Genomic DNA, 24410 nt, shown 5'->3' with positions numbered 1-24410 from the left:
GCATTTCGCCCGAACGGCATTCGCCCAAACGACCCACGCTTTCAGCACAATTAAACGATAAACCATGCTCGACACCGCCACCAAACGCCGCATCGACACCGCCCGCGACATCCTCGTCGGCAAAGTGCCCGACCCCAAATCCCAGGTCGAGCAGATCACCATCGCGCTGATCTATAAGTTCATGGACGACATGGACGCCGAATCCGAGGAACTCGGTGGCAAGCGCAAGTTCTTCACCGGCGACTTCGCCCGCTACGGCTGGGCCAAGCTCATGCGCAGCGGCCTGGGCGGCCACGAAACGCTCGCGCTCTACGCCGAAGGCATCACCAAGATGCCCGAGAACCCCGGCATCCCGCCGCTGTTCCGCGACATTTTCAAGAACGCCTATCTGCCCTACCGCGATCCCGAGACGCTCAAAAGCTTTCTCAAGATCATCGACGAGTTCAGCTACGACCACAGCGAGCGCCTCGGCGACGCCTTCGAGTACCTGCTCTCGGTGCTCGGCTCGCAGGGCGACGCCGGACAGTTCCGCACCCCGCGCCACATTATTGATTTCATGGTCGAGGTCCTCGACCCGAAAAAGAACGAAACCGTGCTCGATCCTGCCTGCGGCACCGCCGGATTTTTGATCTCGTCCTACAAGCACATCCTCAAAACCAACACATCACTCCCCTCGCCCTCGGGGAGAGGGGCTGGGGGTGAGGGAAGCAGAACAGGCGACCTCCTCACCCCCGACGACCGCGGCCGCCTCGCCCAAAACTTCAGGGGCTACGACATCTCGCCCGACATGGTGCGGCTCTCGCTGGTCAACCTTTACCTGCACGGCTTCACCGATCCGCACATTTTTGAGTACGACACCCTCACCAGCGAAGAACGCTGGAACGAATTCGCCGACGTCATCCTCGCCAACCCGCCCTTCATGTCGCCGAAAGGCGGCATCAAGCCGCACAAGCGCTTCTCCATCCAGGCCAAGCGCAGCGAAGTGCTGTTCGTGGATTACATGGCCGAGCACCTCACGCCGCAGGGCCGCGCCGGCATCATCGTCCCCGAGGGCGTCATCTTCCAGAGCCAGACCGCCTACAAACAACTGCGCAAGCTGCTGGTGGAAAACAGCCTCATCGCCGTCGTCTCGCTGCCGGCGGGCTGTTTCAATCCCTACTCCGGGGTGAAAACCTCGATCCTCATCCTTGACAAGTCGCTGGCGAAACAGAGCGACAGCATCGCCTTCTTCAGGGTGGAGAACGACGGCTTCGGCCTCGGTGCCCAGCGCCGCGCCTTCGACAAGAACGACCTGCCGCAGGTCAAAGCCGAACTCGCCGAATACCTGCACCGCCTGCGGGCGGGAGAGACTGTAGAACCCTCTCCCTCTGGGGAGAGCGAAGCGAGGGGGGCGAAGCCGCAGGGTGAGGGCTTCCAGCCGACGCTCGGCCTGATCGTGCCAAAAGAAAAGATCGCCGCGAATGGCGACTACAACCTCAGCGGGGAACGGTATCGAGTGGGAACTGCCAGCGCCTCCATCTTCCCGATGGTTGAGCTAGGCGAGGTGATAACTCTCCAGCGTGGTTACGATCTTCCAAAGCAGTCGTGGCTGGAAGGGCCACATCCAATCGTAGGTTCCAACGGAGTAATCGGCCACCATGCAGAATGGAAAGAGAGCGGTCCGGGTGTCGTAACCGGACGGAGCGGAACCATCGGCAAAGTTCATTTTATCGAATCCGCTTACTACTGGCCTCACAACACGTCGTTGTTCGTGAAGGATTTCAAAGGCAACGATCCGAAGTTCGTTAAGCTCTTGTTAGAGGCGATTGATCTCAAATCGCTAGGCGCACAAACGGCTGCGGTTCCATCTCTTGATCGGAAGAACGCGCACAGAGTAAAAGTCCCGCTGCCGCCGCTGGAAGTGCAGAAGGAGATCGTGGTGGAGATCGAGGGCTACCAGAAAGTCATCAACGGCGCCCGCGCCGTCCTCGACCACTACCGCCCCCACATTCCCATCCACCCCGACTGGCCGATGGTGGAGTTGGGTGAGCTATGCACCATCGAGAGAGGCGCGTCGCCTCGCCCAATCCATGATTTCATCACCGATGCCACCGACGGCGTGAACTGGATCAAGATCGGAGACGCGGAGGTCGGCGGGAAATACATCACTGCAACCAAGGAGCGCGTGACACCAGCGGGTGCAGCGAAGTCGCGCCGTGTAAAGCCAGGCGATTTCGTTCTCTCTAATTCTATGAGTTTTGGACGACCATACATCATGGCTACTGAGGGATGCATTCATGACGGCTGGCTTCTGCTGCGCGACCAGTCGGATCGCTTGGATAAGGATTTTCTTTACAACATCCTCGGCTCAAGCATCGTGTTCGCGCAGTTCGAGCAAGCTGCGACGGGTGGCGTGGTCAATAACCTGAACAGCGAGATCGTGCGCGGAGTCAAGATTCCACTCCCGCCTCTCGCCACCCAGCAAGCCATCGTTGCCGAGATCGAAGCCGAGCAGGCGCTGGTCGCCACTAACCGCGAACTGATCGCCCGCTTCGAGAAGAAAATCCAGGCCACCCTCGCCCGCGTGTGGGGCGAAGCAGCACCCTTAGACCCGGAGTTCTAAGCCATGAACTGTCTGACCTTCCAAGAGGCAATAACAGCTTCCAATCATTACACCAAACGGCACTTGCTTCTCGGCAACGGCTTTAGCATTGCTTGCCGCCCAAACATCTTTCGATACGACAAGCTTTTTGAACAGGCCGATTTTTCGGCGCTACCTATAGCGGCGCGGAATGCGTTTGTCGCCCTTGGTTCAACTGACTTTGAGCGTGTCATCAAGGTGATTCGCGACGCGGCCGCAGTTGCCACAGGATATGGACTAACCCCGGCTCAGGCAGATCAAATGCGAGCCGACGCGGACTCACTCAAAGAACTTCTTGTCCAGACCATCGCCAAGAGTCACCCGGAACGGCCAAGCGATATCAGGGATGAGGAATATGCGGCCTGTCAGACCTTTCTGGCGCATTTTCAGAAGACCTATACGCTTAACTATGATCTCTTGCTTTACTGGACGCAGATGCATCGCGACGATGATGGAGATATCAGTTCAGATGACGGCTTTCGCACCTCGCAAGGAGACATTGAGTCCGGCATCGAGTCTGACTACGTGGTTTGGGAGGCAGGCCAAAGCCACGAACAAAACATGTGGTTCCTTCATGGCGCTCTGCACGTGTTTGACTCTGGCACCGAAGTCCAAAAATATACGTGGACGCGGACTGGCGTGCGTCTCATCGAGCAAACACGCGACGCGTTGAGCCAAAACTTGTTTCCGTTGTTCGTTGCCGAGGGAACAAGCGCCGAGAAACTTGAACGGATTCGACACAGCGATTACTTGGCCAAAGCATATAGGAGCTTTCAGGAGATTCAGCAATGTCTCTTCATTTATGGGCACTCTCTTGCAGCAAATGACGAGCACTACCTGAAGCTCATTGAGCGCGGCAAACTTTCGCATGTCTACGTCGGTTTGTTCGGTGACCCAGCATCAGATGCAAATAAGGCTATCATCCGGCGCGCCCAAGCGATGGCTATTGCGCGCAGAACACAAAGACAATTGAAAGTGGACTTCTTCGACAGCGGAACCGCGAAGGTGTGGGGTTAAACCTTGGAAGAAGCCGCCGAACTCGCCAACTACCTGCCTCTCTCCTTCAAGACGCCGAAGGAGCAGGAATACATCGAGTTTCTGTGGGACGCCTTTGAGACGAACTACACACACGGCAAATACCAGTTCGCCTTCCTCGCCTACCACATGCTCACCATGAGCTTCGTATATTTCAACATCTGGCAGATCAAGCAGACGGAGCCAGGCGACTTCGAAAAAGGCCTCATCGGCTTTGGCAAGGACATTGAGAAGAGCCTGCTGGAAGCAACCTCGCCCTTTGTCTTCAGCTCAGTGAACGAGCGCAGTATCCTGCGCCTGCTCAAACTCATCGCCTGCGACAACGGCAAGATCGGCACGTACGCCAAGCTCGTGGACGACCGCAACGATTCCGCCCACCCCAACGGCAATATCTTCTACAGCGAGCAAAGCGCCCTCGACCTCAAAATCCGCGAAATCCTCCGCGTGGTGGACGAAATCCAAACCCACTCCGCCCCGATGATCCAGCGCTGCTATTCCCGCTTCCTCGCCGAGAGCAACGACCCCGAAACCCGCGAATATTCCGATGACGCTGATCAAATCCGCGAAGTGCTCATCCACGGAAACTACCTTTCCCAAAAAGACATCGAGCTGTGCGCCGCCTTCGACATCTCGGAGCATGAGATGCACCCCAACTTTCCCGGCATCGAGTCCCTCTACCAAACTCTTCAGAAGCAGTACTCCAGTGAATAGTTGCCTCGCCACCCAGCAAACCATCGTCGCCGAGATCGAAGCCGAGCCGGCGCTGGTCGCCGCCAACCGCGAACTGATCGCCCGCTTCGAGCAAAAAATCCAGGCCACCCTCGCCCGCGTCTGGGGCGATGCCGCGCTCGCCGCCGTGCAGAATATCGCCTTGCCATGCGCTGTTCCCGCTTCTACAATCTGGTTAACCAGTTTGACAGGACACTCGCCATGCATACCGTAGGCGCATTTGAAGCCAAAGCAAAAATCGCTGAGCTGCTCGATAAAGTCGCGGCGGGCGAGACCGTGCTGATTACCCGGCGCGGTGAGGCCGCCGCCTTGATGGTGCCGCCCGCCAGAATCCTTCAGGACAAAGCCCGCGCACTCCAAGAGATCAAGCGTTTCCGCAAGTCCTGCAAAACTGGCAAGGTGGATATCGAAGCGCTGATTAACGAGGATCGGCCTTGAGTTTTGTGGTGGATTGCTCGGTGGCGGCGCGCTGGCTGCTACCGGATGAAGCCACGCCTTACACGGATGCGGTTTTCGAGCTGTTGAACGCGCAGGATGCCGTCGTTCCGGCGTTATTTCTTTCCGAGTTCAGCAACGTATTCCTCAAGCTGTCACGCCAGCGCAAACTGACGACAGAACTCGCGTTAAGTGCAGTGCAGCGATTTACCGCCCTTGGTTTGGAAGTCGACCGCCACACGCCTGATCCGGAAAGGCTCTTTACCCTGGCCGATCATTACGGTCTGTCGGCCTATGACGCGACTTACCTTGAGCTTGCTCTGCGGCGCGGTTTACCGCTGGCGTGCTGGGATGGCGGGCTAAAACTTGCAGCCGTGAAAGCCGGACTTTTTCTCGACATTCCATCGCGCTAAAGCTCACCCGGCAAAAGAAATTGCGGGCCTGAGCAGTTCACTTCGGCTGCTCCTGGTCTGCCATGGCTACCGGAGCGACGACAACGTCATTCGCATCATCTCCGCGCGCAAGGCAACGGCGGGCGAATCGAAGTCTTACCCCTGAAGATGACCCCATGCGCAAAGAATATGACTTCTCCCCCTCCCGCAAAAACCCCTACGCTTCGCAGTTGAAGAAACAAATCACCATTCGGCTGGACGAGGACGCGATCGCTTATTTCAAAACGATTTCGGAAGAGTTGGGTATCCCCTATCAGAGCCTGATCAATCTGTATCTGCGGGATTGCGCGGCTACGCACCGCAAGCTCGACCTGAACTGGAAGTAAGCGCGGGGGGCAAGCGCCACGTGGTCGGCAACGAGGAGATGCGGCACCGGATCAAGACATGGTCGAACTGAAATGGACGATGTTGGGCGTAAACTTTGATGGGGCGTACATGAAGGGGGTCGAAGATGAAAACGGTTGAGTTGATAGATGAAGTCGCTTCGCTGCCCATAGAAGAACGGGCGCGTCTGGTAGATACGCTACTGCGCAGTTTGAACACACCGGAAAGCGCTGTTGATTCCGCCTGGATGGAAGTGGCCCAGCACCGCCTTGATGAATTGCGCGCCGGTCGTGTGGAATCCGCCCCTGGCGAGGCGGTGTTCGAACGTATCCGCCAGCGCTACGAAAAATGAGTTATGTCTTCCACCCGCAAGGGGCAGGCCGTGGTTGTAAAGACGCTTAAGCGTCAACAACCACGCACCACCCAGACGCCGAGGTGGAGCCGAATCAAGCCCACATTCATTCGTTGGGCACCAACTCCCGGAATGCGCGACAATTAAACTTTCCTTCCCCCGGAATTCAGCCATGGAACTGACAGCTGTTCTTACCCCCGCCGAAGAAGGCGGATATGTTGCCCTCAATCCCGAAACCGGCACCACCACCCAAGGTGAAACGGTCGAGGAGGCCATTGCCAACCTGACAGAGGCGACGGCACTCTATTTGTCCGAGTTTCCCCTACCTGCTTCCGGGCATCCGTTGGTCACCATGTTCAGCGTTTCCGTACATGCCTAAGCTGCCGCACGTTTCAGGAGCCACGATAGTCAAGGCACTTGAACAGTTGGGGTTTGTGAAAATTCGCCAATCCGGCAGCCACGTCATCATGCGGCGTGGTTCCAAAGGCTGCGTCGTTCCAATGCACAGCGAAGTCAAGGTTGGAACCCTTGCAGGTGTTCTGCGCCAAGCCGACCTATCGCCAGACGAATTCATCGCGGCGTTGTGATCTTGACGTCTAACCCCGCGGGCTAGCGTAACCGCTGCGCGCTCGACTGGGTGCTCGACCAGTACAAAGAGAAGTAGCCAAAAGACCCCACCATCCGCGAGCAGTTCGACACGCGGGGCGCAGCGCGCTCAGCCCTCCTCAACCACCGCCAGCACCGCCTCGCCGTAGGCTTCCAGCTTCTTCGTCCCCAGCCCCGATATCTCACCCAGTTCCGCCAGCGTGGCGGGGCGGCGCGCGGCGATCTCGCGCAACGTGGCGTCGTGCAGGATGACGTAGGCGGGGACGCCTTTTTCGTTGGCGGTTTCGCGGCGCCAGGCGCGCAGAGACAGGAACAGCGGATCTTCGTCGTTGTGGACGCCTTCGCCGGAGCTGGGCGCGAAGCGCGACTTCTTGCTGCGTGCGGGGCGCACTTCAATGGCGCGCAGCATGACGGTTTCCTCGCCTTTCAACACCGGCCGCGCGGCGGCAGTGAGCTTGAGCGCGCCGTAGGCAGTGTGATCGACTTCGAGCAGGCCGCGCACCACGAGCTGGCGCAGCACGGTGCGCCAGACTTTGTCAGTTTGCGTCGCGCCGATGCCGAACACGCTCAACTGGCCGTGGCCGAATTTGTCGGTTTTCTCGGTGGTCTTGCCGAGCAGCACGTCGATGACGTGGCCGGCGCCGAAGCGCTGGCCGGTGCGGTAAACGGCGGAGAGCAGTTTCTGCGCGGCTTCGGTGCCGTCCCACAGCGTCGGCGGATTCAGACACACGTCGCAGTTGCCGCAGGACTGGCTGGCTTCGCCGAAGTAGGAAAGCAGCGCGACGCGGCGGCAGCTGGCGGCCTCGCACAGTCCAACCAGGGCGTCGAGCTTGGCGTGACCGACGCGCTTGTGCGCGTCTTCGGCGTCGCCCTCGTCGATAAAGCGGCGCTGGGTGACGACGTCCTGCAGGCCCCACGCCATCCACGCTTCGGCAGGCTCGCCGTCGCGGCCGGCGCGGCCGGTTTCCTGGTAATAGCCTTCGACCGATTTCGGCAGGTCGAGGTGAGCGACGAAGCGCACGTCGGGCTTGTCGATGCCCATGCCGAACGCGAGGGTGGCGACCATGACGACGCTGTCCTCGCGCAGGAATTTTTCCTGATGACGGCGGCGCGTGTCGTTGTCCATGCCGCCGTGGTAGGGCAATGCGGTGAGGCCAGCCTGCTTGAGCGCCTCGGCGGTTTCCTCGACCTTCTTGCGCGTGCTGCAATAGACGATGCCGGCCTCGCCTTTGTGCTCGCCCAGGAAATCCAGCAGCTGCCGCCGCGGCTCGGATTTTTCAGAAATCCGATAACGGATGTTGGGGCGGTCGAAGCTGGCAACGAACACGCGCGCAGCACCGAGATCGAGCCGGGTGAGGATTTCGGCGCGCGTCGCGGTGTCGGCGGTGGCGGTGAGGGCGATGCGCGGAACATTGGGAAACCGCTCGTGCAGGGCCGACAGGCCGAGGTATTCCGGGCGGAAGTCGTGCCCCCATTGCGACACACAGTGCGCTTCGTCGATGGCAAACAGCGCGACGTGGGCCTGTTCGAGCAGGGATTGAAAACGCGGCGTGAGCAGGCGTTCCGGGGCAACGTAGAGCAATTTCAATTGCCCGGAAACGAATTCGCGCTCGACCCGCATCGCGGCCGCGTTATCCAAGCTCGAATTCAGGAACTCGGCAGCGATGCCCAATTCTTTCAACGCCGCGACCTGATCCTGCATCAGTGCAATCAGCGGCGACACCACCACCGCACAGCCTTCGCGCAGCAACGCGGGAATCTGGAAACACAGTGACTTGCCGCCGCCGGTGGGCATCAGCACCAGCGCGTCGCCGCCCGCCGCGACGGTGTCGACGATGGCGGCCTGCTCGCCGCGGAACGCGGGATAGCCGAAGACACGGTTGAGCAGATCGAGAGCGGAATCAGGTGGCATGCGGGTAAAAATTTAGGGCGGGCGGGTCGAATCTGGTTTTCCGGCTGGAAAATCAGTGTGTCACATCAGCTATAATTGTGTCACGTTTTTGCCGCCAGGAGGCTGCCCATGAAAACCCTGACCATCCGCGAAGCCCGCGAAGGCCTGTCGCACCCCGACCAGATGTTCGCCGACAGCAACGAGGTGCTGGTGGTGTGCCGCGGCGAGCCGGTGGCGCGGATTCTGCCGGTGGAACGGCGCAAGAAGCCCTTCCGCTCGCTCGCGGCATTTCGGGCCAGCCAGCCGTTTCAGGAGGTTCCCAGCGAAGTCCTGATCAGCGAAGACCGCGAAGAGCGTTTCTGATGATTTATGTCGATACCAGCGCGCTGGTGAAACGCTACATCAGCGAAGCGGGCAGCGATACGTTCGACGCTTTCTTTCTGGCCCAGGCGCCACTCGCGGTCAGTCGTTTGACCATCGTGGAAATGCGTTGTGCGCTGGCGCGCCGTCGTCGCAACCTGCAGATTTCATCAGAACTCGAAGCCCAGGTGCTCGAAGCCTTCAGACTTGATGTGCAGGACGGCGCCCTTGCGGTCTCGCCTTTCCTGGAGGACGACCTGACGCTGGCTTACCACCTGATGGACGAGGTCGCTGATTTGCCTTTGCGCACGCTCGATGCGCTGCACCTCGCTGTCGCCCGCCGCCATAGCATTCCAGAATTTTCAACTGCTGACAAAAAGCAGGCCGAAGCCGCGCAAAAGCTGGGTTTCGTACTCCACCGTTTCGATTGACCCTGGCCACCATGAATACCGAAAATCTTGCCCCCGCCCTCGACGAAAACCAGATCATCATGGAGCGCCGCGCCAAGCTCGCCGCGATCCGCGAAGCGGGCATCGCCTTCCCTAACGATTTCGAGCGCCACGACTACGCCGGCAAGCTAGCTGCCACGCACGGCGACAAGTCCAGGGAAGCGCTGGAAGCCGAGGCCGTCCAGGTCCAGCTGGCCGGCCGCATGATGCTCAAGCGCGTGATGGGCAAGGCCAGCTTCGCCACCCTGCAGGACATGAGCGGGCGCATCCAGATCTACGTGTCCAACGACCTCACCGGAGCCGAATCGCACGACGCGTTCAAGCACTGGGATCTCGGTGACTTTCTCGGCGTTTCCGGCACCCTGTTCAAGACCAACAAGGGCGAGCTGACCATCCAGGCCAAGTCGATCCGCCTGCTATCGAAGGCATTGCGCCCGCTGCCGGAGAAATTCCATGGTCTGGCCGACCAGGAGCAGAAATACCGCCAGCGCTACCTTGACCTCATCACCAACGACAGCACGCGCGAAACCTTCATGCGGCGCTCGAAGATCATCCAGGCGATCCGCAGCTTCATGGTCGAGCGTGATTTTCTCGAAGTCGAAACGCCGATGATGCACCCCATCCCCGGCGGTGCCGCGGCCAAGCCGTTCGCCACCCACCACAACGCGCTCGACATGGAACTGTTCCTGCGCATCGCGCCCGAGCTGTACCTGAAACGGCTGGTGGTCGGCGGCTTCGAGAAGGTATTCGAGATCAACCGCAACTTCCGCAACGAAGGGCTGTCCACCCGGCACAACCCCGAGTTCACCATGATGGAGTTCTACGAGGCCTATCGCGAATACCGCTACCTGATGGACTTCACCGAGGCGCTGATCCGCCACACCGCGGTTGCCGCCACCGGTTCGACCACGGTCGCCTATCAGGGGCACACCATCGAGCTCGGCACGCCGTTTGCCCGCCTCACCATCGTCGAGGCAATCCGCAAGTACAACCCGCACTACACGGTCGAACAGCTGAACGACCGCGACTGGCTGGTCACGCAGTTCATCGCGATGAAGGCCAAATACCGCCCGCAGGACGGCATCGGCGGCCTGCAGCTTTCCTTCTTCGAGGAAACCACCGAGGCGCTCCTGATCCAGCCCACCTTCATCATCGACTACCCGGCCGAGGTGTCCCCCCTCGCCCGCCGCTCCGATGCCCAGCCCGACATCACCGAGCGCTTCGAGCTTTTCATCACCGGGCGCGAAATGGCCAACGGCTTCTCCGAATTGAACGACGCCGAGGACCAGGCCGAACGCTTCATGGAGCAGGTGCGGCACAAGGAAGCCGGCGACGAAGAGGCGATGCACTACGACGCCGACTTCATCCGCGCGCTGGAACACGGCCTGCCGCCCACCGGCGGCTGCGGCATCGGTATCGACCGTCTGGTGATGCTGCTGACCGATTCGCTGAGCATCCGCGACGTCATCCTGTTCCCGCAGATGCGGCGCGAAGCCTGAGCCCTTCCACTAAAATCGATCCTCTTCTGTTACCCGTTTTTCAGGCCACGCCATCATGACCGACGCTTTCAACACCTTCGATTCCATTTCCACCGCCAGCGGCAAGGCCCACTTCGCCTCGTTGAAGAAACTCGAAACCGCGCTGGGCGCGCCGGTGTCGCGACTGCCGGTGTCGATCCGCATCGTGCTGGAATCGGTGCTGCGCAACTGCGACGGGTTGAAGGTGACGCCCGAGCACGTCAAGCAGCTGGCGAACTGGCAGCCGAATGCCGATAGAACCGCTGAAATCCCCTTCACCGTAGCGCGCGTGATCCTGCAGGACTTCACCGGCGTGCCGCTCCTGGCCGATCTCGCCGCGATGCGCTCCGCCGCCGCGCGCGCCGGCCGCGACCCGCAGAAGATCGAGCCGCTGGTGCCGGTCGACATGGTGGTCGACCATTCCATTCAAGTCGACAAGTATGGCACTCCGGACGCGCTCGATCTCAACATGAAAATCGAGTTCGAGCGCAACCAGGAGCGCTACCAGTTCCTCAAGTGGGGCATGCAGGCGTTTGACACCTTCAAGGTGGTGCCGCCCGGCGTCGGCATCGTGCACCAGGTGAACATGGAATACCTGGCGCGCGGCGTGATGGAAAAGGACGGCATGGCCTACCCCGACACGCTGGTCGGCACGGACAGCCACACCACCATGATCAACGGCCTCGGCATCGTCGCCTGGGGCGTCGGCGGCATCGAGGCGGAAGCGGCGATGCTGGGCCAGCCGGTCTATTTCCTCACCCCGGATGTCGTCGGCGTCAACCTCACCGGCAGCGTGAAACCCGGCGTCACTGCCACCGATGTGGTGCTGACCATCACCGAGGTGTTGCGCCGCGCCAAGGTGGTCGGCAAGTTCGTCGAGTTCTTCGGCGAGGGCGCGGCTGCGCTGCCTGTGACCGACCGCGCGACGATTGCCAACATGGCGCCCGAATACGGCGCGACCATGGGCTTCTTCCCGATCGACGAGGCCACCTGCCAGTACTTCGCTGCTACTGGCCGCAAAGCCGCGCAGGTCGACCTGATCCGCGCCTACTACCAGGCGCAGGGCCTGTTCGGCATCCCCAATGCCGGCGAGATCGACTATTCGCAGACACTCAGCTTCGATCTCTCCAGCGTCGAGCCCTCGGTCGCCGGCCCCAAGCGGCCGCAAGACCGCATCGCGCTGTCCGCGATCGACACCACTTTCGACACGCTGATGCAGAAGTCCAAGGCGGATGGCGGCTACGGCAAGACCACCGAAGACCTGCGCCGCACCTATGCGGTCGAAGACGGCGACGAACTGCGCCACGGCAGCGTGGTTATCGCAGCCATCACCTCGTGCACCAACACCTCCAACCCCGGCGTGATGATCGCCGCCGGCCTGTTGGCGAAAAAGGCGGTCGAACTCGGCCTCTACACCCCGTCCCACGTGAAGACCAGCATGGGCCCCGGTTCACGCGCGGTGACCGAATACCTGAAGGCCGCCGGCCTGCTGCCCTATCTGGAGCAGTTGGGCTTTTCCGTAGTCGGCTATGGCTGCACCACCTGCATCGGCAACTCCGGCCCGCTGCCGGAGGCGATCGAGAAGACCATCCTCGACAACGACCTGGTCGCCTGCTCGGTGCTCTCAGGCAACCGCAACTTCGAAGCGCGCGTGCACCAGAACGTCAAGGCCAACTTCCTCATGTCCCCGCCGCTGGTGGTGGCCTTCGCGCTGGCCGGCCGCGTGCCGTTCAACGTCGAGAAGGAACCCATCGGCGCCGGCAAGAACGGGCCGGTTTACCTGAAGGACATCTGGCCGACGCAAGAAGAAATTGCCGCGCTGCTGCATTTCTCCACCGACGCCGGCACCTACAAGAGCTACGCCAACGTTGGCGCCGACAATCCATTGTGGGACGGGGTGACGGCACCGACCGGCGCAGTGTACGAATGGGATGAGAAATCGACCTACATCCAGGAACCCCCGTTCTTCACCGGTGCCAAGGCTGCCACGCCTGCCATCAAGGGCGCCCGCGCGCTAGCGATCTTCGGCGACTCGGTCACCACCGACCACATCAGCCCCGCCGGCGGCATCAAGCCGACCGCGCCGGCCGGTCTCTACCTCACCGAGCACGGTGTGCAGAAGGCTGATTTCAATTCCTACGGCGCGCGCCGCGGCAACCACGAGGTGATGATGCGCGGCACCTTCGCCAACGTCCGCATCAAGAATTTGATGATCCCCGGCAGCGAGGGCGGTATCACCCTGAAGGACAGCGAGGAAAAGCCGATCTACGACGCCGCCATGACGTATCAGGCAGAGGGCACGCCCCTGATGATCTTCGCCGGCGAGGAATACGGCACCGGTTCTTCCCGCGACTGGGCGGCCAAGGGCACCACGTTGCTTGGCGTGAAGGCAGTCGTCGCCAAGAACTTCGAGCGCATCCACCGCGCCAACCTGGCCGGCATGGGCGTGCTGCCCTGCCAGTTCAAGGACGGCGTCGACGCCGCCACGCTGAAGCTCGACGGCTCCGAGACCTTCGACCTCGAAGGCACCGAAAACGGCATCGCCCCACAACAGGACGTCACGCTGGTCATCCACCGCGCCAACGGCAACGTGGAGCGCGTCGCGCTCAAACTGCGCATCGACACGCCGATCGAGGTCGAGTACTACAACAAGGGCGGGATCCTGCCGTTCGTGCTGGGCCAGCTGCTGGGGTGAACGGTGCATCGTATGACGGATGCCCATTCGGCCGATAGCGGCCTGCGGCCTCATCCGCCCTTGTATCTTGTTTCCCGTGGTAATTAGCTGTCACCACACGAGACGAAGTGAGCTTGTATCCGCCCTGAAGGCCTTGACCTTGATTTGTAGACAAAGCCCTTCGTCTCACCTTCTGCCATTCATGACACTGGACGGTATCCGAGGGCGCGCACAGCGTAGACCCTGTATGGACAAGGCGAGTGAGGGTGAAGGGCTTTAATCATCGATGTAAACGTGTAGCCCGCGCTGACGCAGTGCATCGAGTATATCGAAGGTGCGCGCCGGATTCTCCATCGCGGCACTCTCGGTCACTTCCAACTGCAAATGCGCAGGGTCCATCCCGGTGTCCTTCAGGATGGCATCGATATCGTCGATCAGGCGCGCGTCGGAAAGCTGCCGCGGCGACAGGTTGATCGCCACCGGTGGCGGGTTGAGTCCGGCGTCGCGCCAGGCAATCCACTGGATGCACGCAGCCCGCACCACCCAGCGTCCGATCGGCACGATCAGGCCGGTTTCCTCCGCCACCGCAATGAACTGATCGGGTCCGATGATGTTGCCCGAGCGGGGAAGCCAGCGAATCAGGGCTTCCAGCCCCACCACCCGACCGTCAGCAAGATCGGCCTTGGGCTGATACAGCAGCGCCAGTTCATCGCGTTCGAGCGCCTGGCGCAGGCCGTTTTCCAGGGCCATCTGCTGCTGCGCCACGGTATTCAGTTCATTGCTGAAGTATTCAAATCCGCTGCGGCTATGTTTGGCCTGATACATTGCCAGATCGGCCTGGCGCAGCAGGGTATTGGCGTCGAGACCATCGTCCGGATATACGCTGATAACGATTGGGCAAGCCGGTCAGCGGGTCGTGGTTGGCCAGCATGTCGAGCCGCATTTCGGAGTAGCGGCGCTCGGTCAGGGCCGCCGACACGAACAGGCCGCCCAACGCCATGGTCATCATGCTGATCTGCAGGGCAAACACGTCGCCCGGCGTGGTGGCGCCGGTGATCCCGCCGGAGGAGACCAGTACGACGCCCATCACAATGAGCGCCGCCAGAAAAATGGCCAGGCTCGCCCCGGTCACCGAAAACCGCAATGCCGCCCACAGCACGGCCGGCATCATCACGAACAGGATGATTTCGGCAGGCCGCAGGGGATCGGCGTACTCCATCATCACCCAAGTCAGCGCCAGCATGCCGATAGCGCGGCAGGGTGCCAATGATCCATGCCCCGGCGGCGGCACCGAGCGCAATGCGGAACGCGTCTTCCAGCGGCAGGATCGAACTGTAGACCGCCAACGATCCCAGCAACACGCCCACCACGCAACACGCCCACCACACCCGCTGCGCCAAAACGCAGGCTCGCCACGGCGCCAATGCCGGCCGCCAGCCAGACGGCGGCGATGACGCCCGATACGTACGTGGCGAGCTTGAGACTAAGCCAGCCTGCCAGCGCATACGCCAGCGCCGCCAGCCCGACGATCAGTGCAAAGCGCCCGAATTCAGCGGGACCAGGCAGCGATAAACGGGCCAAGAGGTGAAACCCGCTTATCGCTCGGGATCGAGTTCGGCGCGCACGGACTCCAACGCGTCCTTGAGGGTTTCCTCGGACAGCCCGTTGAGTTGTTCGGCCAGCATTTCAGCCGCGCCGATGGTGTCGGCGTCATCGGGCAGGGTATCGGTATCGAGATTGGCAACGAACACCGCGGCTGCGCCCGTCACCTGCAACAGCTGGCGGCGTTCGTTCATCAACATTTCGATTTCACCGCGCAGCAGGCGGATTTCGTCTTCTTTCATCGCGTGCAAGGGCATAGTTGTATCCTTATACTGGTCAGCCAAACAGGGTCAACACCCCGGTGTAGCCATATAAACGGTTGTGGGAAATCTCGCCGTTGGCAAAAAAACCCACCAGCGGAAAATCTCCCAGGGCATCGCGAATCAGCTCCATCTCGCGATTCTGCACGCCGAACATATGCTGGCCGCGTCCCAGGCAGGAATAATACACGCCGCCCCGGATCGGCGCGTTCAATTGCGCCCCGATGGCGGCGAGCATCCGCTGCAGGTCATCTTCGGCCGATTGCTGGTCGCGACGGCAAAACAGCAGCTCGTCTCCCGGCGCGACGGTTTCGCCGACCGCCACCAGGTTGTTTTGCGGGTCGACCCCCAGAATATTGCGCACCAGATAGTCTCCGGTGTCCGAGCCGCGTACCGGCAGGCCGACAAAAATATAGCCGGCCGCGCGCCGCAGGTCGCGTGCCAGCACCTCGCCGATTTCTTCCTTCATCACATCGAGCGCGGGACGATGATCGAGGCTGCCGACAACGTTCTTGTTGGCGGCGGTAATGCGGTGACGCGGCCCCAATGGCGACACGCCTTGCGTCAGCCGCGTCGCCAGTTTCACCCGCTCGCTGAACAACACGCCGGAAAGACCGCCGCTCACCACGCCATCGCTGATCTGCGCGGTCTCGCCGCGCGAGCTCGACAGGCCGCCGACGACGAAACCGCTCGATACGTGCGCACTCAGGCCTTCGATCAGCTCCTGGATGCGGGTGTTGGCCGGGTCACCATGGACCATGGCGAAGTAGCCATCCGACAACTGCCGCGCGTCGAGATCCTGCGGGGCTCGCAGCAGCGGCAGCATGCTGAAATCAGCCGGATCGAACTCGCCCAGCATCACTGCCATCGCAGGCGCCTCCAGGTATTCCACGCCGCTGGCGCAGACCCCCACACCCACACTGCCCGTCCAGTGCGGCACGCCGGTTGCACTCTTGAAAAAAGCCAGAATCGCGTCGAGTTCGCCCGCGAAGGCATCCGACACGTAGAGAAACCCCAGCGTCGCCGCCGATGGAATCGCGCCCAGCTGCGTCATGCAGGCCTGCGCGGCGCGGGTCCAGTCGGCGTCTCCAGCGTGGGCAAACTTGAAGGGGGTAGTCATCGCATCACATCAAACAAAAATCACGGCAGGCCTGGTATGCCGGCCATCGAGACGGCAACCCTGCCAACGCAGCCAGGCATCCAGTGCCGTCTCAACCGGCAGTCTGCCCTGCATCAGTAGCCCGTTTGGCCGCTGTACGGCAACTCGCCTTCGCCAAAGAAACTCCACAGCAGATGAGCAACCACCTCGGGCGCAATCACGGTGTGCTGGTTATGGGTTTCCTGAAGCGCGGCACGCAGTTTCTTGCGCAATTCCGGGTCGCCGGTCAGGTCGAAAATAATGTCGACTTTCGCACCCATTGTCACCACTTCCATCGCGTCCTGGAACACCGGCACCTTGCTGTGGATGAAACCCAGCGCAACCGGCGACTCCAGGTCGCGGGAGGCCACGGCGACAATTTCCACATTGACACGCTCTTCCTGAATTTTCTCCAGAAAATGCTCCGCAAACTTTTCCCCGACTTCACCCAGCCCCAGCAGGGCAACTTTGACAACATGGCTCATGGAACGACTCCTCTTATCAGTTATATGGTTGGCAACAATAGAACCTGTTGTTTTTTCCGCCCGCACACCCCAAGCATCGGATTGCCGGCTGGCGATTGCAAACGCACCGGAAGCATACGGTCCCGGCCCCCGCCTGTCGATACCGGCCAACTTGCTGGCAGACGCACGGCCCTCGCCTGTTCGTACCCGACAGCACAGGCGATATGATTCGGGCTTCGACTCAAGGCCCGCCCATGTCAGACATTGCTCCGCTCCACCCGCCCATCACGCCTTACGCCAGCGGCATGCTGGAAACAGCAGGCGTCCACCGCATCTACTGGGAGACCTCCGGCAACCCCGATGGCATCCCGGTGCTGTTTGTGCACGGCGGGCCCGGCAGCGGCACCTCGCCGATTCAGCGGCGTTTTTTCGATCCAGCACGTTACCGCATCGTGCTGTTCGATCAGCGCGGCAGCGGCCGCTCGACGCCACATGCTGAACTCACCGACAACACCACGCCGCACCTGATCGCGGACATGGAAGCGCTGCGGCGCGAACTCGGCATTGAAACCTGGCTGATATTCGGCGGCTCATGGGGCTCGACCCTGGCACTCGCCTATGCCGAAACTCACCCCGAGCGTTGCCGCGGGCTGGTACTGCGCGGCATCTTCCTGTGCCGCAAGAGCGAGATCGACTGGTTCCTTCATGGCATCCGTGCCCTGTTCCCCGAGGCGCAGCGGCAGCTGGCGGAATTCATCCCGGAAAACGAACGCCATGATCTGCTCACTGCCTATCATCGCCGCCTGGTCGATCCCGATCCGGCGGTGCACCAGCCCGCCGCCTTCCAGTGGGCCACCTTCGAGGCGTCCTGTTCGACCCTGCTGCCCAACCCCGAGCTCGTTTCTGCATTCTGCGGTGAAAAAACCGCACTGTCGCTGTCGCGCATCGAGGCGCATTATTTCGTCAACCACATCTTCCTGCCCGACAACAGCCTGCTTGCCAACGTCGGCCGCATCCGCGCCATCCAGGCCGTGATCGTGCAGGGGCGCTACGACGTCGTCTGCCCCATCGTGTCGGCCGACGAACTGGCGCGCGCCTGGCCCGAGGCGCGCTATGTCATCGTGGCGAATGCCGGCCATTCGGCGTTTGAACCGGGCATCGCACGCGAACTCGTCGCCGCCTGCGACCGCTTTGCCGAGACCGGAGCATTCGACCAATGAGCCTGTCGCCTTATGTATTCGATGCCAGTGCGGAGAACTTCAACCGGCTGGTGCTGGAAAACTCGCACAAGGGCCCGGTGCTGGTGCACTTCTGGACCCCCAAAGCCGGCCCCTGCTTCATCCTGATGCCGCGCCTGGTCAAACTCGCCGCCGAATACGGCGGCAAGTTCCTGCTGGTGATGCTGAATACCGATGACCTGCCCGAGCTTGCCCGACGCTTCGGCGTGAATTCGGTACCCACGGTGAAATTCTTCTGGCGCGGCGAAGTCGCCCACACCATCCACGGCGCCGATCCCGACAGCAGCTTCCGCGAAGTGCTCGATCGCTTCATCGCCGGCGATGCCAACCGCGCCCACGCGCTGGGCGTGGCCGCCTGGCAATCGGGCAACGTCCAGCAGGCACGCATGCTGCTCGCCAACGCGGCAATGGCCGAACCCGACAACCTCGCGATCCCGCGCGACCTTGCCAAGCTGCTGTGGGCCGAGGGCGAAGGCGAACAGGCGCTGAAGCTGCTCGACAGCCTGCCGCCGGAAGCGCGTGCGGAACCCGAAATCGCCCGCCTGCACGCGCACCTGAGCCTGGCGGAAACCGCACGTCTGGCACCGCCGCTGGCCGAGCTCGACACAGACCTCGCACACGATGGCGGCGACCTCGCCGCGCACTACCAGCGCGCGGCGGTACTGCTGGCGGCGGACGACTTTGCCGGCGCGATGGAGGAACTGCTGTTCATCACCCTTGCGGACCGCAGCTTTCGCCACGACATCGGCCGCATCAGCCTGCTGGCGCTGTTCGACCTGCTCGGCAGCGCCCATCCGCTGACGCGGCAATACCGCCAGGCCTTGTCCGAATCGCTGCATTGAACTTCGATCACCCCGCATTTGCGCCCTATCGGGCGTTGATCGAAACGCTTGAACTGGCGCGTGCGCTGCCCGCGCTGGATGCCCTCAACGCGCTGGCCGCTGCACGCGGCACGGCCCAGGCGCGCGGCCTGCCGCTGCGCTTTTGTGTTCCCGGCGGCCGCCTGTCGGCGCGCGATTACGAAACCCATATCCTGCACACCGGGCAGGTGCCGACCCGCGCCGATACCTGGCACGACGTGCTGAACGCGCTGGTGTGGCTGCGCTTTCCGCGCTTCAAGGCGGCGCTGAATGCGGCCCACGGCGAGGCCCTCGCAACCGAGACCGACACCCGGCGCGGCCGTCGCCGCGACGCGCTGACGGTGCTGGACGAATCAGGAGTGTGGGCGATCAGCCGCGACCCGGCCTTGCCTGAGTTGCTGGTCAGGCGCGCCTGGCACGCACTTTTCTGGGAAGCCCGCGCGCGCGTCGAGACCGACATGCGCTTTGTGGTGGTGGGCCATGCGCTGCTGGAAAAGACGCTTGCGCCCTACCCCTCGATGACCGGCAAATGCCTCATGCTGATTTCGGACACGCTCGACCCCGATGCCGCAGATGCGCAAGCGGCCACGGCCCTCGCCACCATCGACACCCCGCGCCAACTCGCCCCGCTGCCGGTGCAGGGGATTCCCGGCTGGGATGCGGCCAACGCCAGCGACGCGTATTACGCCAACCCGGAGATATTCCGGCCGGCGCGCTGACGAATAAACAGCTGCCTGCCCGCTTCAGCCCGCCACGGCCGGCAGTTCAGCGCCGGCCACCCAGGCCTGCGCCAGTTCCAGCTCGTCGAACAGCCGGATGTCCGCCGACATGAACAGGCGGTTCACCCACATGCTCCACGCCACCCACTCGTCGCCGGTGAGGATGGCGATGCGGCCGAAATCGTTCTTGTGCTCGCGCGAAAACTTCAGCTCTTCCCACGCCACGTCGACGCTGTACGACAGCATGTCGCGCAGGTCGAACAGCAAGTTGACCTTGCCCTGAAACTGGATGCCGTAGCACACCGCCTGCTCGAATTCACGGTAATCGTCCAGCGTGAACTGCCCCATCACGGTGACGGCAATCTGGTTGTCTTTGGTATTCAGGCTGATCATGGTGCGCTCCTCATTAAGGTGTTCTCACTATAGCGGATCGGGCTGCGCGGGCGTCGACGCGCGCACCGCCCATACGCCAGCTACCGCTACCACCGCCATGCCGGCCCAGGCCGGCAGCGGCAACCGTTCGTCGAACAGCAGCACGCCATACAAGGCAGAAAACCCCACCGTGGTGTAGGCGAGCGAGCCGACCATGAGCGTGCGGCCGCGATGGTAAGCGCGTGTCAACGCCAGTTGCGCCAGCGTGGCGGTGACGCCGATGCCGGCGAGCCACGGCCAGTCGCCCGCCAGCGGACGATGAAAGCCGGCCACCGCCATCCATACGCCGCCGCCCACAGTCGCCAGCAGGGTGAAATAAAACACCACCCGCCATTCGGGTTCGCCCAGCTTGCCCAGCTGCTTGACGTTGACATAAGCCACCGCCGCCAGCATACCCGACACCAGCCCGGCCAGCGCGGGCAGCCAGTCCTGGCCCTGCACCTGCGGACGCAACAGCAGCACGATGCCGACAAAACCCAGCAGCACCGCACCAAGCAAGCCCCGCCCGTGGCGTTCGCGCAGCCACCACGCGGACAGCGCCGCCAGAAACAGCGGGGCGGTGTAATTCAGGGTGACCGCAGTGGCCAGCGGCAGCCGACCGATGGCGTAGAAGAACAGCACCAGCGCGACAAAGCCCGACAGACCGCGCCAGAAGTGAGCACGCCAATGACGCGTGGCAAGTGGCGCCAGCAACTGGCGCCGACCGACGGCGATCACTCCCCAGATTGCGAGCAGCCCGAACGCCGAGCGGTAAAACACCAGTTCGGCGGGTGAAAAGGTAGTCGAGGCATGCTTCACCAGCACGCCCATCAGCGCGAACAGCGCCGCCGCCACCAGCATCCAGCTCGACTTCATTGGGGGCAGCTCATTGGCGCCAGCTCATCGCGGATAGGCGAAAAAATGGGCGGTGTGCGCCGCCCGTTGGGGAATTCGAAAAAACGCATTGTTAAAGCTCGATTTCCGCAGGAAAGCATGGAAATGCATCATGCCATCTTCCAGCGCCGACAACCACGGCCCGGTTTCAGGGTTGCCCTGCTGATGCAGCGCGAGCCGCGCCACGATGGTGATTTAAAGCCGGGAAGGCACAAGCTTTCAGCAGGCCCCGGCCGGAAAAGCACCGATATGTTGATTACTGTTAAGGCACCGGGCTAAATTTGTTAAAGTGTCGGTCTTTCTCCGCCGGGTCCGATTTCATGGCCAAATCCCGCGCCGCCACCTCTCCTAAAGATTACGAATCCGCACTGGCCGAGCTGGACGCCATTGTGTCCGAAATGGAATCCGGCCAATTGCCGCTGGAGGCCTCGCTCGCCGCCTACAAGCGCGGCGCCGAACTGCTGCAGTATTGCCGCCAGCAACTGGCCGATGCCGAGCAACAGGTAAAGATTCTGGAAAACGGAGCCTTGCTCCCGTTCAAGGCTGCGCAGCCTTTCAAGACTGAAGAAACCGATGACTGATTTTGCCGCCTGGACGCAAGGCTGCCAGACCCGCATGGAAAGCGTGCTGGCCGAGTGGCTCCCCCCTGCCCACATTGCCCCGCAGCGCCTGCACGAAGCGATGCGCTATGCCGTGCTGGGCGGCGGCAAGCGGGTGCGTCCGCTGCTGGCGTTTGCCGCAGGTGAGGTCACGGGCGCTGACACCGAACGCGTGCAGCACGCCGCCGCCGCGGTGGAACTGATCCATGCCTATTCGCTGGTGCACGACGACATGCCGGCGATGGACGACGACGCACTGCGGCGCGGCAAACCCACGGTGCATGTCGAGTTCGACGAAGCGACCGCCCTGCTGGTGGGCGATGCCCTGCAAAGCCTGGCGTTCGACATCCTCGCATCAACGCCGCTGGCCGACGATGCGGCCACCCAGCTCAACATGGTGCAGCTGCTGGCGCAGGCGGCCGGCTCGCGCGGCATGGCCGGCGGCCAGGCGATCGATCTGGCCAGCGTCGGCAAGCCGCTCGATCTGACCGAACTCGAATTCATGCACATCCACAAGACCGGCGCGCTGATCCGCGCCTCGGTGCTGCTCGGCGCGCAATGCGGCAGCGTCCCCGACGCCACCCGCACCGCGCTCGACCATTACGCAAAATGCATCGGCCTTGCCTTCCAGGTGGTCGACGACGTGCTTGACGCCGAAGCGCCCACCGCCACGCTGGGCAAGACCGCCGGCAAGGACGCAGCCAACAACAAGCCCACCTACGTGAGCCTGCTCGGCGCGGCGCGCGCGCGCGAACTGGCACAGGAACTGCGTGCCGACGCCCACGCCGCGCTGGACAGCTTGGGGACGCCCGCCGCGCGGCTGCGCCAGCTGGCCGACTTCGTGGTCGAGCGGACATTCTAAGATGACGACCACACCCCTGCTCGACACCCTCGACACGCCCGCCGCCCTGCGCGCCCTGGCGCCTGACGACCTGCCGCAGCTCGCAGCCGAGCTGCGCGAATTCCTGGTGGAATCGGTTTCCCACACCGGCGGCCACCTCGCCTCCAACCTCGGCACGGTGGAGCTGACCCTCGCGCTGCATTACGTGTTCGACACCCCGACGGATCGCATCGTGTGGGACGTCGGCCACCAGACCTATGTGCACAAGATCCTGACCGGGCGCCGCGCGGCGATGGCCGGCCTGCGTCAGCCGGGCGGCATCGCCGGGTTTCCCCGCCGCGCCGAAAGTGAGTACGACGCTTTCGGCGTCGGTCATTCCAGCACCTCGATCTCGGCTGCACTCGGCATGGCCGAGGCTTTCCATCAACTGGGCTCCAGCCAGCGCGCCGTGGCAGTCATCGGCGACGGCGCGATGACCGCCGGCATGGCGTTCGAAGCGCTCAATAACGCCGGCACCACCGACCTGCCGCTGCTGGTGGTACTGAACGACAACGACATGTCGATTTCGCCCAACGTCGGTGCTCTCAACAATTACCTGGCACGCCTGATGTCGGGCAAGTTTTATGCGGCCGCGCGTCGCGCCGGCGAGAAAGTGTTGTCGGTCGCACCGCCGATCCGTGAGCTCGCCAAGCGCGCCGAGGAACACATGAAGGGCATGGTGACGCCAGGCACGCTGTTCGAGGAATTCGGCTTCAACTACATCGGCCCGATCGACGGCCACGACCTCGACGTGTTGCTGGACACGCTGCACAACATCAAGCAGCTGAGCGGCCCGCAGTTCCTCCATGTGGTCACCAAAAAAGGCAAGGGCTACAAGCCCGCCGAAGCCAATCCCTGCCTGTATCACGGCGTTTCGCGCTTCGACCCGGCGACCGGCGTCGCCGAAAAATCCGACGGCAAGCCGACCTATACCCAGGTGTTCGGCGACTGGCTGTGCGACATGGCGGCCGCCGACACGCGGCTGGTCGGCATCACCCCGGCAATGCGCGAAGGCTCCGGCCTGGTGCGCTTCTCGCAGGAATATCCGAAGCGCTATTTCGACGTCGGCATCGCCGAGCAGCACGCGCTGACCTTTGCCGCTGGCCTCGCCTGCGAAGGCGTGAAGCCGGTGGTGGCAATCTATTCGACTTTCCTGCAGCGCGCCTACGACCAGCTGATCCACGACGTCGCGCTGCAAGACCTGCCGGTGATGCTGGCGATCGACCGCGCCGGGCTGGTCGGCGCCGACGGCCCCACCCATGCCGGCAGCTTTGACCTGTCCTTCCTTCGCTGCATCCCCAACATGCTGATCGCGGCGCCTTCCGACGAGAATGAATGCCGCCGCCTCCTGACCACGGCGTTTCTGCACGACGGCCCGTCGGCGGTGCGCTACCCGCGCGGCAGCGGCGCCGGTGCCGCGCTCGAACCCGGCCTCGATCCGCTCGAGATCGGCCGGGGCGTGCTGCGCCGCAGCGGCCGCGACGTGGCGCTGGTCGCCTTCGGCAGCCTGGTCGCGCCTGCACTGGCCGCCGCCGAGGCGCTCGACGCCAGCGTGGCCGACATGCGCTTCGTCAAGCCGCTCGACATCGACCTGCTGCGCGAACTGGCACAAAGCCATCGCCTGCTGGTCACACTGGAGGAAAACGCGGTGGCGGGCGGCGCCGGCGCCGGGGTGGCCGAGGCGCTCGCCGAACTCGGCATCCCAGTACCCGTGCTGCACCTGGGGCTGCCCGACACCTTCATCGAACATGGCAACGCAGCGAGGATGCTGGCCGGCTGTGGGCTGGACGCGGCGGGGATCGAACAAGCCGTCCGCCGGCGGATAACCTTATTACCCGAGTAGTTTACTCAACTATTCTGGCGGTTTATACTTGATCTAAATTGCATTCAGCCTTAGCTGA

The 24410-nt window shown here is 62.5% G+C and carries 30 protein-coding genes; 21 read left to right on the top strand and 9 right to left on the bottom strand.

What is annotated here, in order from left to right:
- The first annotated feature begins 64 nt into the window (after positions 1-64).
- The 10 genes from ABW22_RS12970 to ABW22_RS16870 all read left to right on the top strand — a co-directional run bounded on the left by ABW22_RS12970 (position 65) and on the right by ABW22_RS16870 (position 6534).
- Positions 65-2602: an N-6 DNA methylase gene (locus tag ABW22_RS12970; RefSeq protein WP_059757402.1), complete on the top strand. Its 2538-nt coding sequence runs from the start codon at positions 65-67 to the stop codon at positions 2600-2602.
- Between the two features lie 3 nt (positions 2603-2605).
- Positions 2606-3637 carry a DUF4917 family protein gene (locus ABW22_RS12965; RefSeq protein WP_059757399.1) on the top strand — a complete coding sequence of 344 codons (1032 nt, stop codon included), beginning with the start codon at positions 2606-2608 and terminating at the stop codon, positions 3635-3637.
- Positions 3638-3640: 3 nt separating this feature from the next.
- Entirely contained in the window at positions 3641-4366 is a 726-nt protein-coding gene (locus tag ABW22_RS12960) for a hypothetical protein (protein WP_059757397.1), read from the top strand.
- Positions 4359-4598: a hypothetical protein gene (locus ABW22_RS12955; protein WP_059757394.1), complete on the top strand. Its 240-nt coding sequence runs from the start codon at positions 4359-4361 to the stop codon at positions 4596-4598. Before ABW22_RS12960 ends, ABW22_RS12955 begins: the two co-directional genes overlap by 8 nt.
- On the top strand, positions 4586-4822 hold the full coding sequence (locus ABW22_RS12950) for a type II toxin-antitoxin system Phd/YefM family antitoxin (RefSeq protein WP_059757391.1): 237 nt from the start codon (positions 4586-4588) through the stop codon (positions 4820-4822). The genes ABW22_RS12955 and ABW22_RS12950 overlap by 13 nt, the downstream gene beginning before the upstream one ends.
- A gap of 5 nt (positions 4823-4827) precedes the next feature.
- Positions 4828-5232, top strand: coding sequence for a type II toxin-antitoxin system VapC family toxin (locus ABW22_RS12945; protein WP_237763352.1), 405 nt, complete (start codon positions 4828-4830; stop codon positions 5230-5232).
- Between the two features lie 62 nt (positions 5233-5294).
- A complete protein-coding gene (locus tag ABW22_RS12940; RefSeq protein ID WP_082708813.1) occupies positions 5295-5597 on the top strand; it encodes a BrnA antitoxin family protein in 303 nt (100 codons plus the stop codon).
- Between the two features lie 125 nt (positions 5598-5722).
- The gene (locus ABW22_RS12935) at positions 5723-5947 is read left to right on the top strand and encodes an addiction module protein (protein WP_059757383.1); all 225 of its coding nucleotides are present in this window, start codon (positions 5723-5725) and stop codon (positions 5945-5947) included.
- 172 nt (positions 5948-6119) lie between these two features.
- Entirely contained in the window at positions 6120-6326 is a 207-nt protein-coding gene (locus ABW22_RS12930; RefSeq protein WP_059757380.1) for a hypothetical protein, read from the top strand.
- Positions 6319-6534: a type II toxin-antitoxin system HicA family toxin gene (locus ABW22_RS16870; RefSeq protein WP_082708811.1), complete on the top strand. Its 216-nt coding sequence runs from the start codon at positions 6319-6321 to the stop codon at positions 6532-6534. The genes ABW22_RS12930 and ABW22_RS16870 overlap by 8 nt, the downstream gene beginning before the upstream one ends.
- A gap of 128 nt (positions 6535-6662) precedes the next feature.
- Here ABW22_RS16870 and recQ read toward each other — a convergent pair whose 3' ends face one another.
- Positions 6663-8465 carry a DNA helicase RecQ gene (recQ, locus tag ABW22_RS12925; protein WP_059757378.1) on the bottom strand — a complete coding sequence of 601 codons (1803 nt, stop codon included), beginning with the start codon at positions 8463-8465 and terminating at the stop codon, positions 6663-6665.
- A 108-nt stretch (positions 8466-8573) separates the two neighbouring features.
- Between recQ and ABW22_RS12920 the strand changes: the two genes are divergently transcribed.
- Genes ABW22_RS12920 through acnA form a run of 4 tightly spaced genes read left to right on the top strand, consistent with a single transcriptional unit; the run spans position 8574 to position 13465 of the window.
- Positions 8574-8807 carry a type II toxin-antitoxin system Phd/YefM family antitoxin gene (locus tag ABW22_RS12920; protein ID WP_059757375.1) on the top strand — a complete coding sequence of 78 codons (234 nt, stop codon included), beginning with the start codon at positions 8574-8576 and terminating at the stop codon, positions 8805-8807.
- Positions 8807-9235: a type II toxin-antitoxin system VapC family toxin gene (locus ABW22_RS12915; protein WP_059757370.1), complete on the top strand. Its 429-nt coding sequence runs from the start codon at positions 8807-8809 to the stop codon at positions 9233-9235. Before ABW22_RS12920 ends, ABW22_RS12915 begins: the two co-directional genes overlap by 1 nt.
- Positions 9236-9246: 11 nt before the next feature.
- Positions 9247-10752 (top strand): lysine--tRNA ligase, encoded by a 1506-nt coding sequence (lysS, locus tag ABW22_RS12910; protein ID WP_059757705.1) that lies wholly within the window; start codon positions 9247-9249, stop codon positions 10750-10752.
- A gap of 55 nt (positions 10753-10807) precedes the next feature.
- A complete protein-coding gene (acnA, locus tag ABW22_RS12905) occupies positions 10808-13465 on the top strand; it encodes an aconitate hydratase AcnA (protein WP_059757367.1) in 2658 nt (885 codons plus the stop codon).
- A 255-nt stretch (positions 13466-13720) separates the two neighbouring features.
- On the opposite strand, the gene ABW22_RS12900 is transcribed toward acnA, so the two are convergent.
- From ABW22_RS12900 to ABW22_RS12880, 6 genes are all read right to left on the bottom strand, one after another.
- Positions 13721-14269, bottom strand: a complete 549-nt coding sequence (locus ABW22_RS12900) for an EAL domain-containing protein (RefSeq protein ID WP_059757365.1) — start codon at positions 14267-14269, stop codon at positions 13721-13723.
- A complete protein-coding gene (locus ABW22_RS12895; RefSeq protein ID WP_059757363.1) occupies positions 14250-14687 on the bottom strand; it encodes an MASE1 domain-containing protein in 438 nt (145 codons plus the stop codon). Before ABW22_RS12895 ends, ABW22_RS12900 begins: the two co-directional genes overlap by 20 nt.
- Positions 14675-15025, bottom strand: coding sequence for a hypothetical protein (locus ABW22_RS17390; protein ID WP_157648637.1), 351 nt, complete (start codon positions 15023-15025; stop codon positions 14675-14677). Before ABW22_RS17390 ends, ABW22_RS12895 begins: the two co-directional genes overlap by 13 nt.
- 14 nt (positions 15026-15039) lie before the next feature.
- The gene (locus ABW22_RS12890; RefSeq protein ID WP_059757360.1) at positions 15040-15303 is read right to left on the bottom strand and encodes a hypothetical protein; all 264 of its coding nucleotides are present in this window, start codon (positions 15301-15303) and stop codon (positions 15040-15042) included.
- 19 nt (positions 15304-15322) lie between these two features.
- A complete protein-coding gene (locus ABW22_RS12885) occupies positions 15323-16426 on the bottom strand; it encodes an FIST signal transduction protein (protein ID WP_059757356.1) in 1104 nt (367 codons plus the stop codon).
- 113 nt (positions 16427-16539) lie between these two features.
- Positions 16540-16929, bottom strand: a complete 390-nt coding sequence (locus ABW22_RS12880) for a hypothetical protein (RefSeq protein ID WP_059757354.1) — start codon at positions 16927-16929, stop codon at positions 16540-16542.
- Positions 16930-17162: 233 nt separating this feature from the next.
- Between ABW22_RS12880 and pip the strand changes: the two genes are divergently transcribed.
- The 3 genes from pip to ABW22_RS12865 are packed head-to-tail and all read left to right on the top strand — an operon-like array spanning position 17163 to position 19725.
- Positions 17163-18128, top strand: coding sequence for a prolyl aminopeptidase (gene pip, locus ABW22_RS12875; protein WP_059757351.1), 966 nt, complete (start codon positions 17163-17165; stop codon positions 18126-18128).
- Complete coding sequence (locus tag ABW22_RS12870; protein WP_059757349.1) at positions 18125-18988, top strand: tetratricopeptide repeat protein; 864 nt, start codon at positions 18125-18127, stop codon at positions 18986-18988. Before pip ends, ABW22_RS12870 begins: the two co-directional genes overlap by 4 nt.
- Positions 18985-19725, top strand: coding sequence for a DUF3025 domain-containing protein (locus tag ABW22_RS12865; RefSeq protein WP_059757345.1), 741 nt, complete (start codon positions 18985-18987; stop codon positions 19723-19725). The genes ABW22_RS12870 and ABW22_RS12865 overlap by 4 nt, the downstream gene beginning before the upstream one ends.
- Positions 19726-19749: 24 nt before the next feature.
- Here ABW22_RS12865 and ABW22_RS12860 read toward each other — a convergent pair whose 3' ends face one another.
- Together ABW22_RS12860 and ABW22_RS12855 are read right to left on the bottom strand one after the other, a co-directional pair.
- Positions 19750-20118 carry an STAS/SEC14 domain-containing protein gene (locus ABW22_RS12860; protein ID WP_059757342.1) on the bottom strand — a complete coding sequence of 123 codons (369 nt, stop codon included), beginning with the start codon at positions 20116-20118 and terminating at the stop codon, positions 19750-19752.
- A 27-nt stretch (positions 20119-20145) separates the two neighbouring features.
- Positions 20146-21012 (bottom strand): DMT family transporter, encoded by an 867-nt coding sequence (locus ABW22_RS12855; RefSeq protein WP_082708809.1) that lies wholly within the window; start codon positions 21010-21012, stop codon positions 20146-20148.
- 45 nt (positions 21013-21057) lie between these two features.
- Between ABW22_RS12855 and ABW22_RS17645 the strand changes: the two genes are divergently transcribed.
- Genes ABW22_RS17645 through dxs form a run of 4 tightly spaced genes read left to right on the top strand, consistent with a single transcriptional unit; the run spans position 21058 to position 24352 of the window.
- Complete coding sequence (locus ABW22_RS17645; RefSeq protein WP_162264488.1) at positions 21058-21309, top strand: hypothetical protein; 252 nt, start codon at positions 21058-21060, stop codon at positions 21307-21309.
- A 41-nt stretch (positions 21310-21350) separates the two neighbouring features.
- Positions 21351-21611: an exodeoxyribonuclease VII small subunit gene (locus tag ABW22_RS12845; RefSeq protein ID WP_059757334.1), complete on the top strand. Its 261-nt coding sequence runs from the start codon at positions 21351-21353 to the stop codon at positions 21609-21611.
- Positions 21604-22491, top strand: coding sequence for a polyprenyl synthetase family protein (locus tag ABW22_RS12840; RefSeq protein WP_059757331.1), 888 nt, complete (start codon positions 21604-21606; stop codon positions 22489-22491). Before ABW22_RS12845 ends, ABW22_RS12840 begins: the two co-directional genes overlap by 8 nt.
- 1 nt (position 22492) lies before the next feature.
- On the top strand, positions 22493-24352 hold the full coding sequence (dxs, locus tag ABW22_RS12835; RefSeq protein ID WP_059757329.1) for a 1-deoxy-D-xylulose-5-phosphate synthase: 1860 nt from the start codon (positions 22493-22495) through the stop codon (positions 24350-24352).
- Positions 24353-24410 lie beyond the last annotated feature (58 nt).

The organism is Thiobacillus denitrificans, from assembly GCF_001530125.1.
GTDB classification, from domain to species: Bacteria; Pseudomonadota; Gammaproteobacteria; order Burkholderiales; family Thiobacillaceae; genus Thiobacillus; species Thiobacillus denitrificans_C.
The sequence above is the reverse complement of the archived record's forward strand: the minus strand, read 5'-3'. Positions and strand labels throughout refer to the sequence as shown.

What these genes read in the sequence shown, in the direction of transcription:
- ABW22_RS12970 (WP_059757402.1), top strand. Translation starts at nt 65, where the DNA reads ATGCTCGACACCGCCACCAAACGCCGCATCGACACCGCCCGCGACATC.
- ABW22_RS12965 (WP_059757399.1), top strand. Translation starts at nt 2,606, where the DNA reads ATGAACTGTCTGACCTTCCAAGAGGCAATAACAGCTTCCAATCATTAC.
- ABW22_RS12950 (WP_059757391.1), top strand. Translation starts at nt 4,586, where the DNA reads ATGCATACCGTAGGCGCATTTGAAGCCAAAGCAAAAATCGCTGAGCTG.
- ABW22_RS12940 (WP_082708813.1), top strand. Translation starts at nt 5,295, where the DNA reads ATGGCTACCGGAGCGACGACAACGTCATTCGCATCATCTCCGCGCGCA.
- ABW22_RS12935 (WP_059757383.1), top strand. Translation starts at nt 5,723, where the DNA reads ATGAAAACGGTTGAGTTGATAGATGAAGTCGCTTCGCTGCCCATAGAA.
- ABW22_RS12930 (WP_059757380.1), top strand. Translation starts at nt 6,120, where the DNA reads ATGGAACTGACAGCTGTTCTTACCCCCGCCGAAGAAGGCGGATATGTT.
- ABW22_RS16870 (WP_082708811.1), top strand. Translation starts at nt 6,319, where the DNA reads ATGCCTAAGCTGCCGCACGTTTCAGGAGCCACGATAGTCAAGGCACTT.
- recQ (WP_059757378.1), bottom strand. Translation starts at nt 8,465, where the DNA reads ATGCCACCTGATTCCGCTCTCGATCTGCTCAACCGTGTCTTCGGCTAT.
- ABW22_RS12920 (WP_059757375.1), top strand. Translation starts at nt 8,574, where the DNA reads ATGAAAACCCTGACCATCCGCGAAGCCCGCGAAGGCCTGTCGCACCCC.
- ABW22_RS12915 (WP_059757370.1), top strand. Translation starts at nt 8,807, where the DNA reads ATGATTTATGTCGATACCAGCGCGCTGGTGAAACGCTACATCAGCGAA.
- lysS (WP_059757705.1), top strand. Translation starts at nt 9,247, where the DNA reads ATGAATACCGAAAATCTTGCCCCCGCCCTCGACGAAAACCAGATCATC.
- acnA (WP_059757367.1), top strand. Translation starts at nt 10,808, where the DNA reads ATGACCGACGCTTTCAACACCTTCGATTCCATTTCCACCGCCAGCGGC.
- ABW22_RS12900 (WP_059757365.1), bottom strand. Translation starts at nt 14,269, where the DNA reads ATGTATCAGGCCAAACATAGCCGCAGCGGATTTGAATACTTCAGCAAT.
- ABW22_RS12895 (WP_059757363.1), bottom strand. Translation starts at nt 14,687, where the DNA reads ATGCTGGCGCTGACTTGGGTGATGATGGAGTACGCCGATCCCCTGCGG.
- ABW22_RS12890 (WP_059757360.1), bottom strand. Translation starts at nt 15,303, where the DNA reads ATGCCCTTGCACGCGATGAAAGAAGACGAAATCCGCCTGCTGCGCGGT.
- ABW22_RS12885 (WP_059757356.1), bottom strand. Translation starts at nt 16,426, where the DNA reads ATGACTACCCCCTTCAAGTTTGCCCACGCTGGAGACGCCGACTGGACC.
- ABW22_RS12880 (WP_059757354.1), bottom strand. Translation starts at nt 16,929, where the DNA reads ATGAGCCATGTTGTCAAAGTTGCCCTGCTGGGGCTGGGTGAAGTCGGG.
- pip (WP_059757351.1), top strand. Translation starts at nt 17,163, where the DNA reads ATGTCAGACATTGCTCCGCTCCACCCGCCCATCACGCCTTACGCCAGC.
- ABW22_RS12870 (WP_059757349.1), top strand. Translation starts at nt 18,125, where the DNA reads ATGAGCCTGTCGCCTTATGTATTCGATGCCAGTGCGGAGAACTTCAAC.
- ABW22_RS12860 (WP_059757342.1), bottom strand. Translation starts at nt 20,118, where the DNA reads ATGATCAGCCTGAATACCAAAGACAACCAGATTGCCGTCACCGTGATG.
- ABW22_RS12855 (WP_082708809.1), bottom strand. Translation starts at nt 21,012, where the DNA reads ATGAAGTCGAGCTGGATGCTGGTGGCGGCGGCGCTGTTCGCGCTGATG.
- ABW22_RS17645 (WP_162264488.1), top strand. Translation starts at nt 21,058, where the DNA reads ATGGGCGGTGTGCGCCGCCCGTTGGGGAATTCGAAAAAACGCATTGTT.
- ABW22_RS12845 (WP_059757334.1), top strand. Translation starts at nt 21,351, where the DNA reads ATGGCCAAATCCCGCGCCGCCACCTCTCCTAAAGATTACGAATCCGCA.
- ABW22_RS12840 (WP_059757331.1), top strand. Translation starts at nt 21,604, where the DNA reads ATGACTGATTTTGCCGCCTGGACGCAAGGCTGCCAGACCCGCATGGAA.
- dxs (WP_059757329.1), top strand. Translation starts at nt 22,493, where the DNA reads ATGACGACCACACCCCTGCTCGACACCCTCGACACGCCCGCCGCCCTG.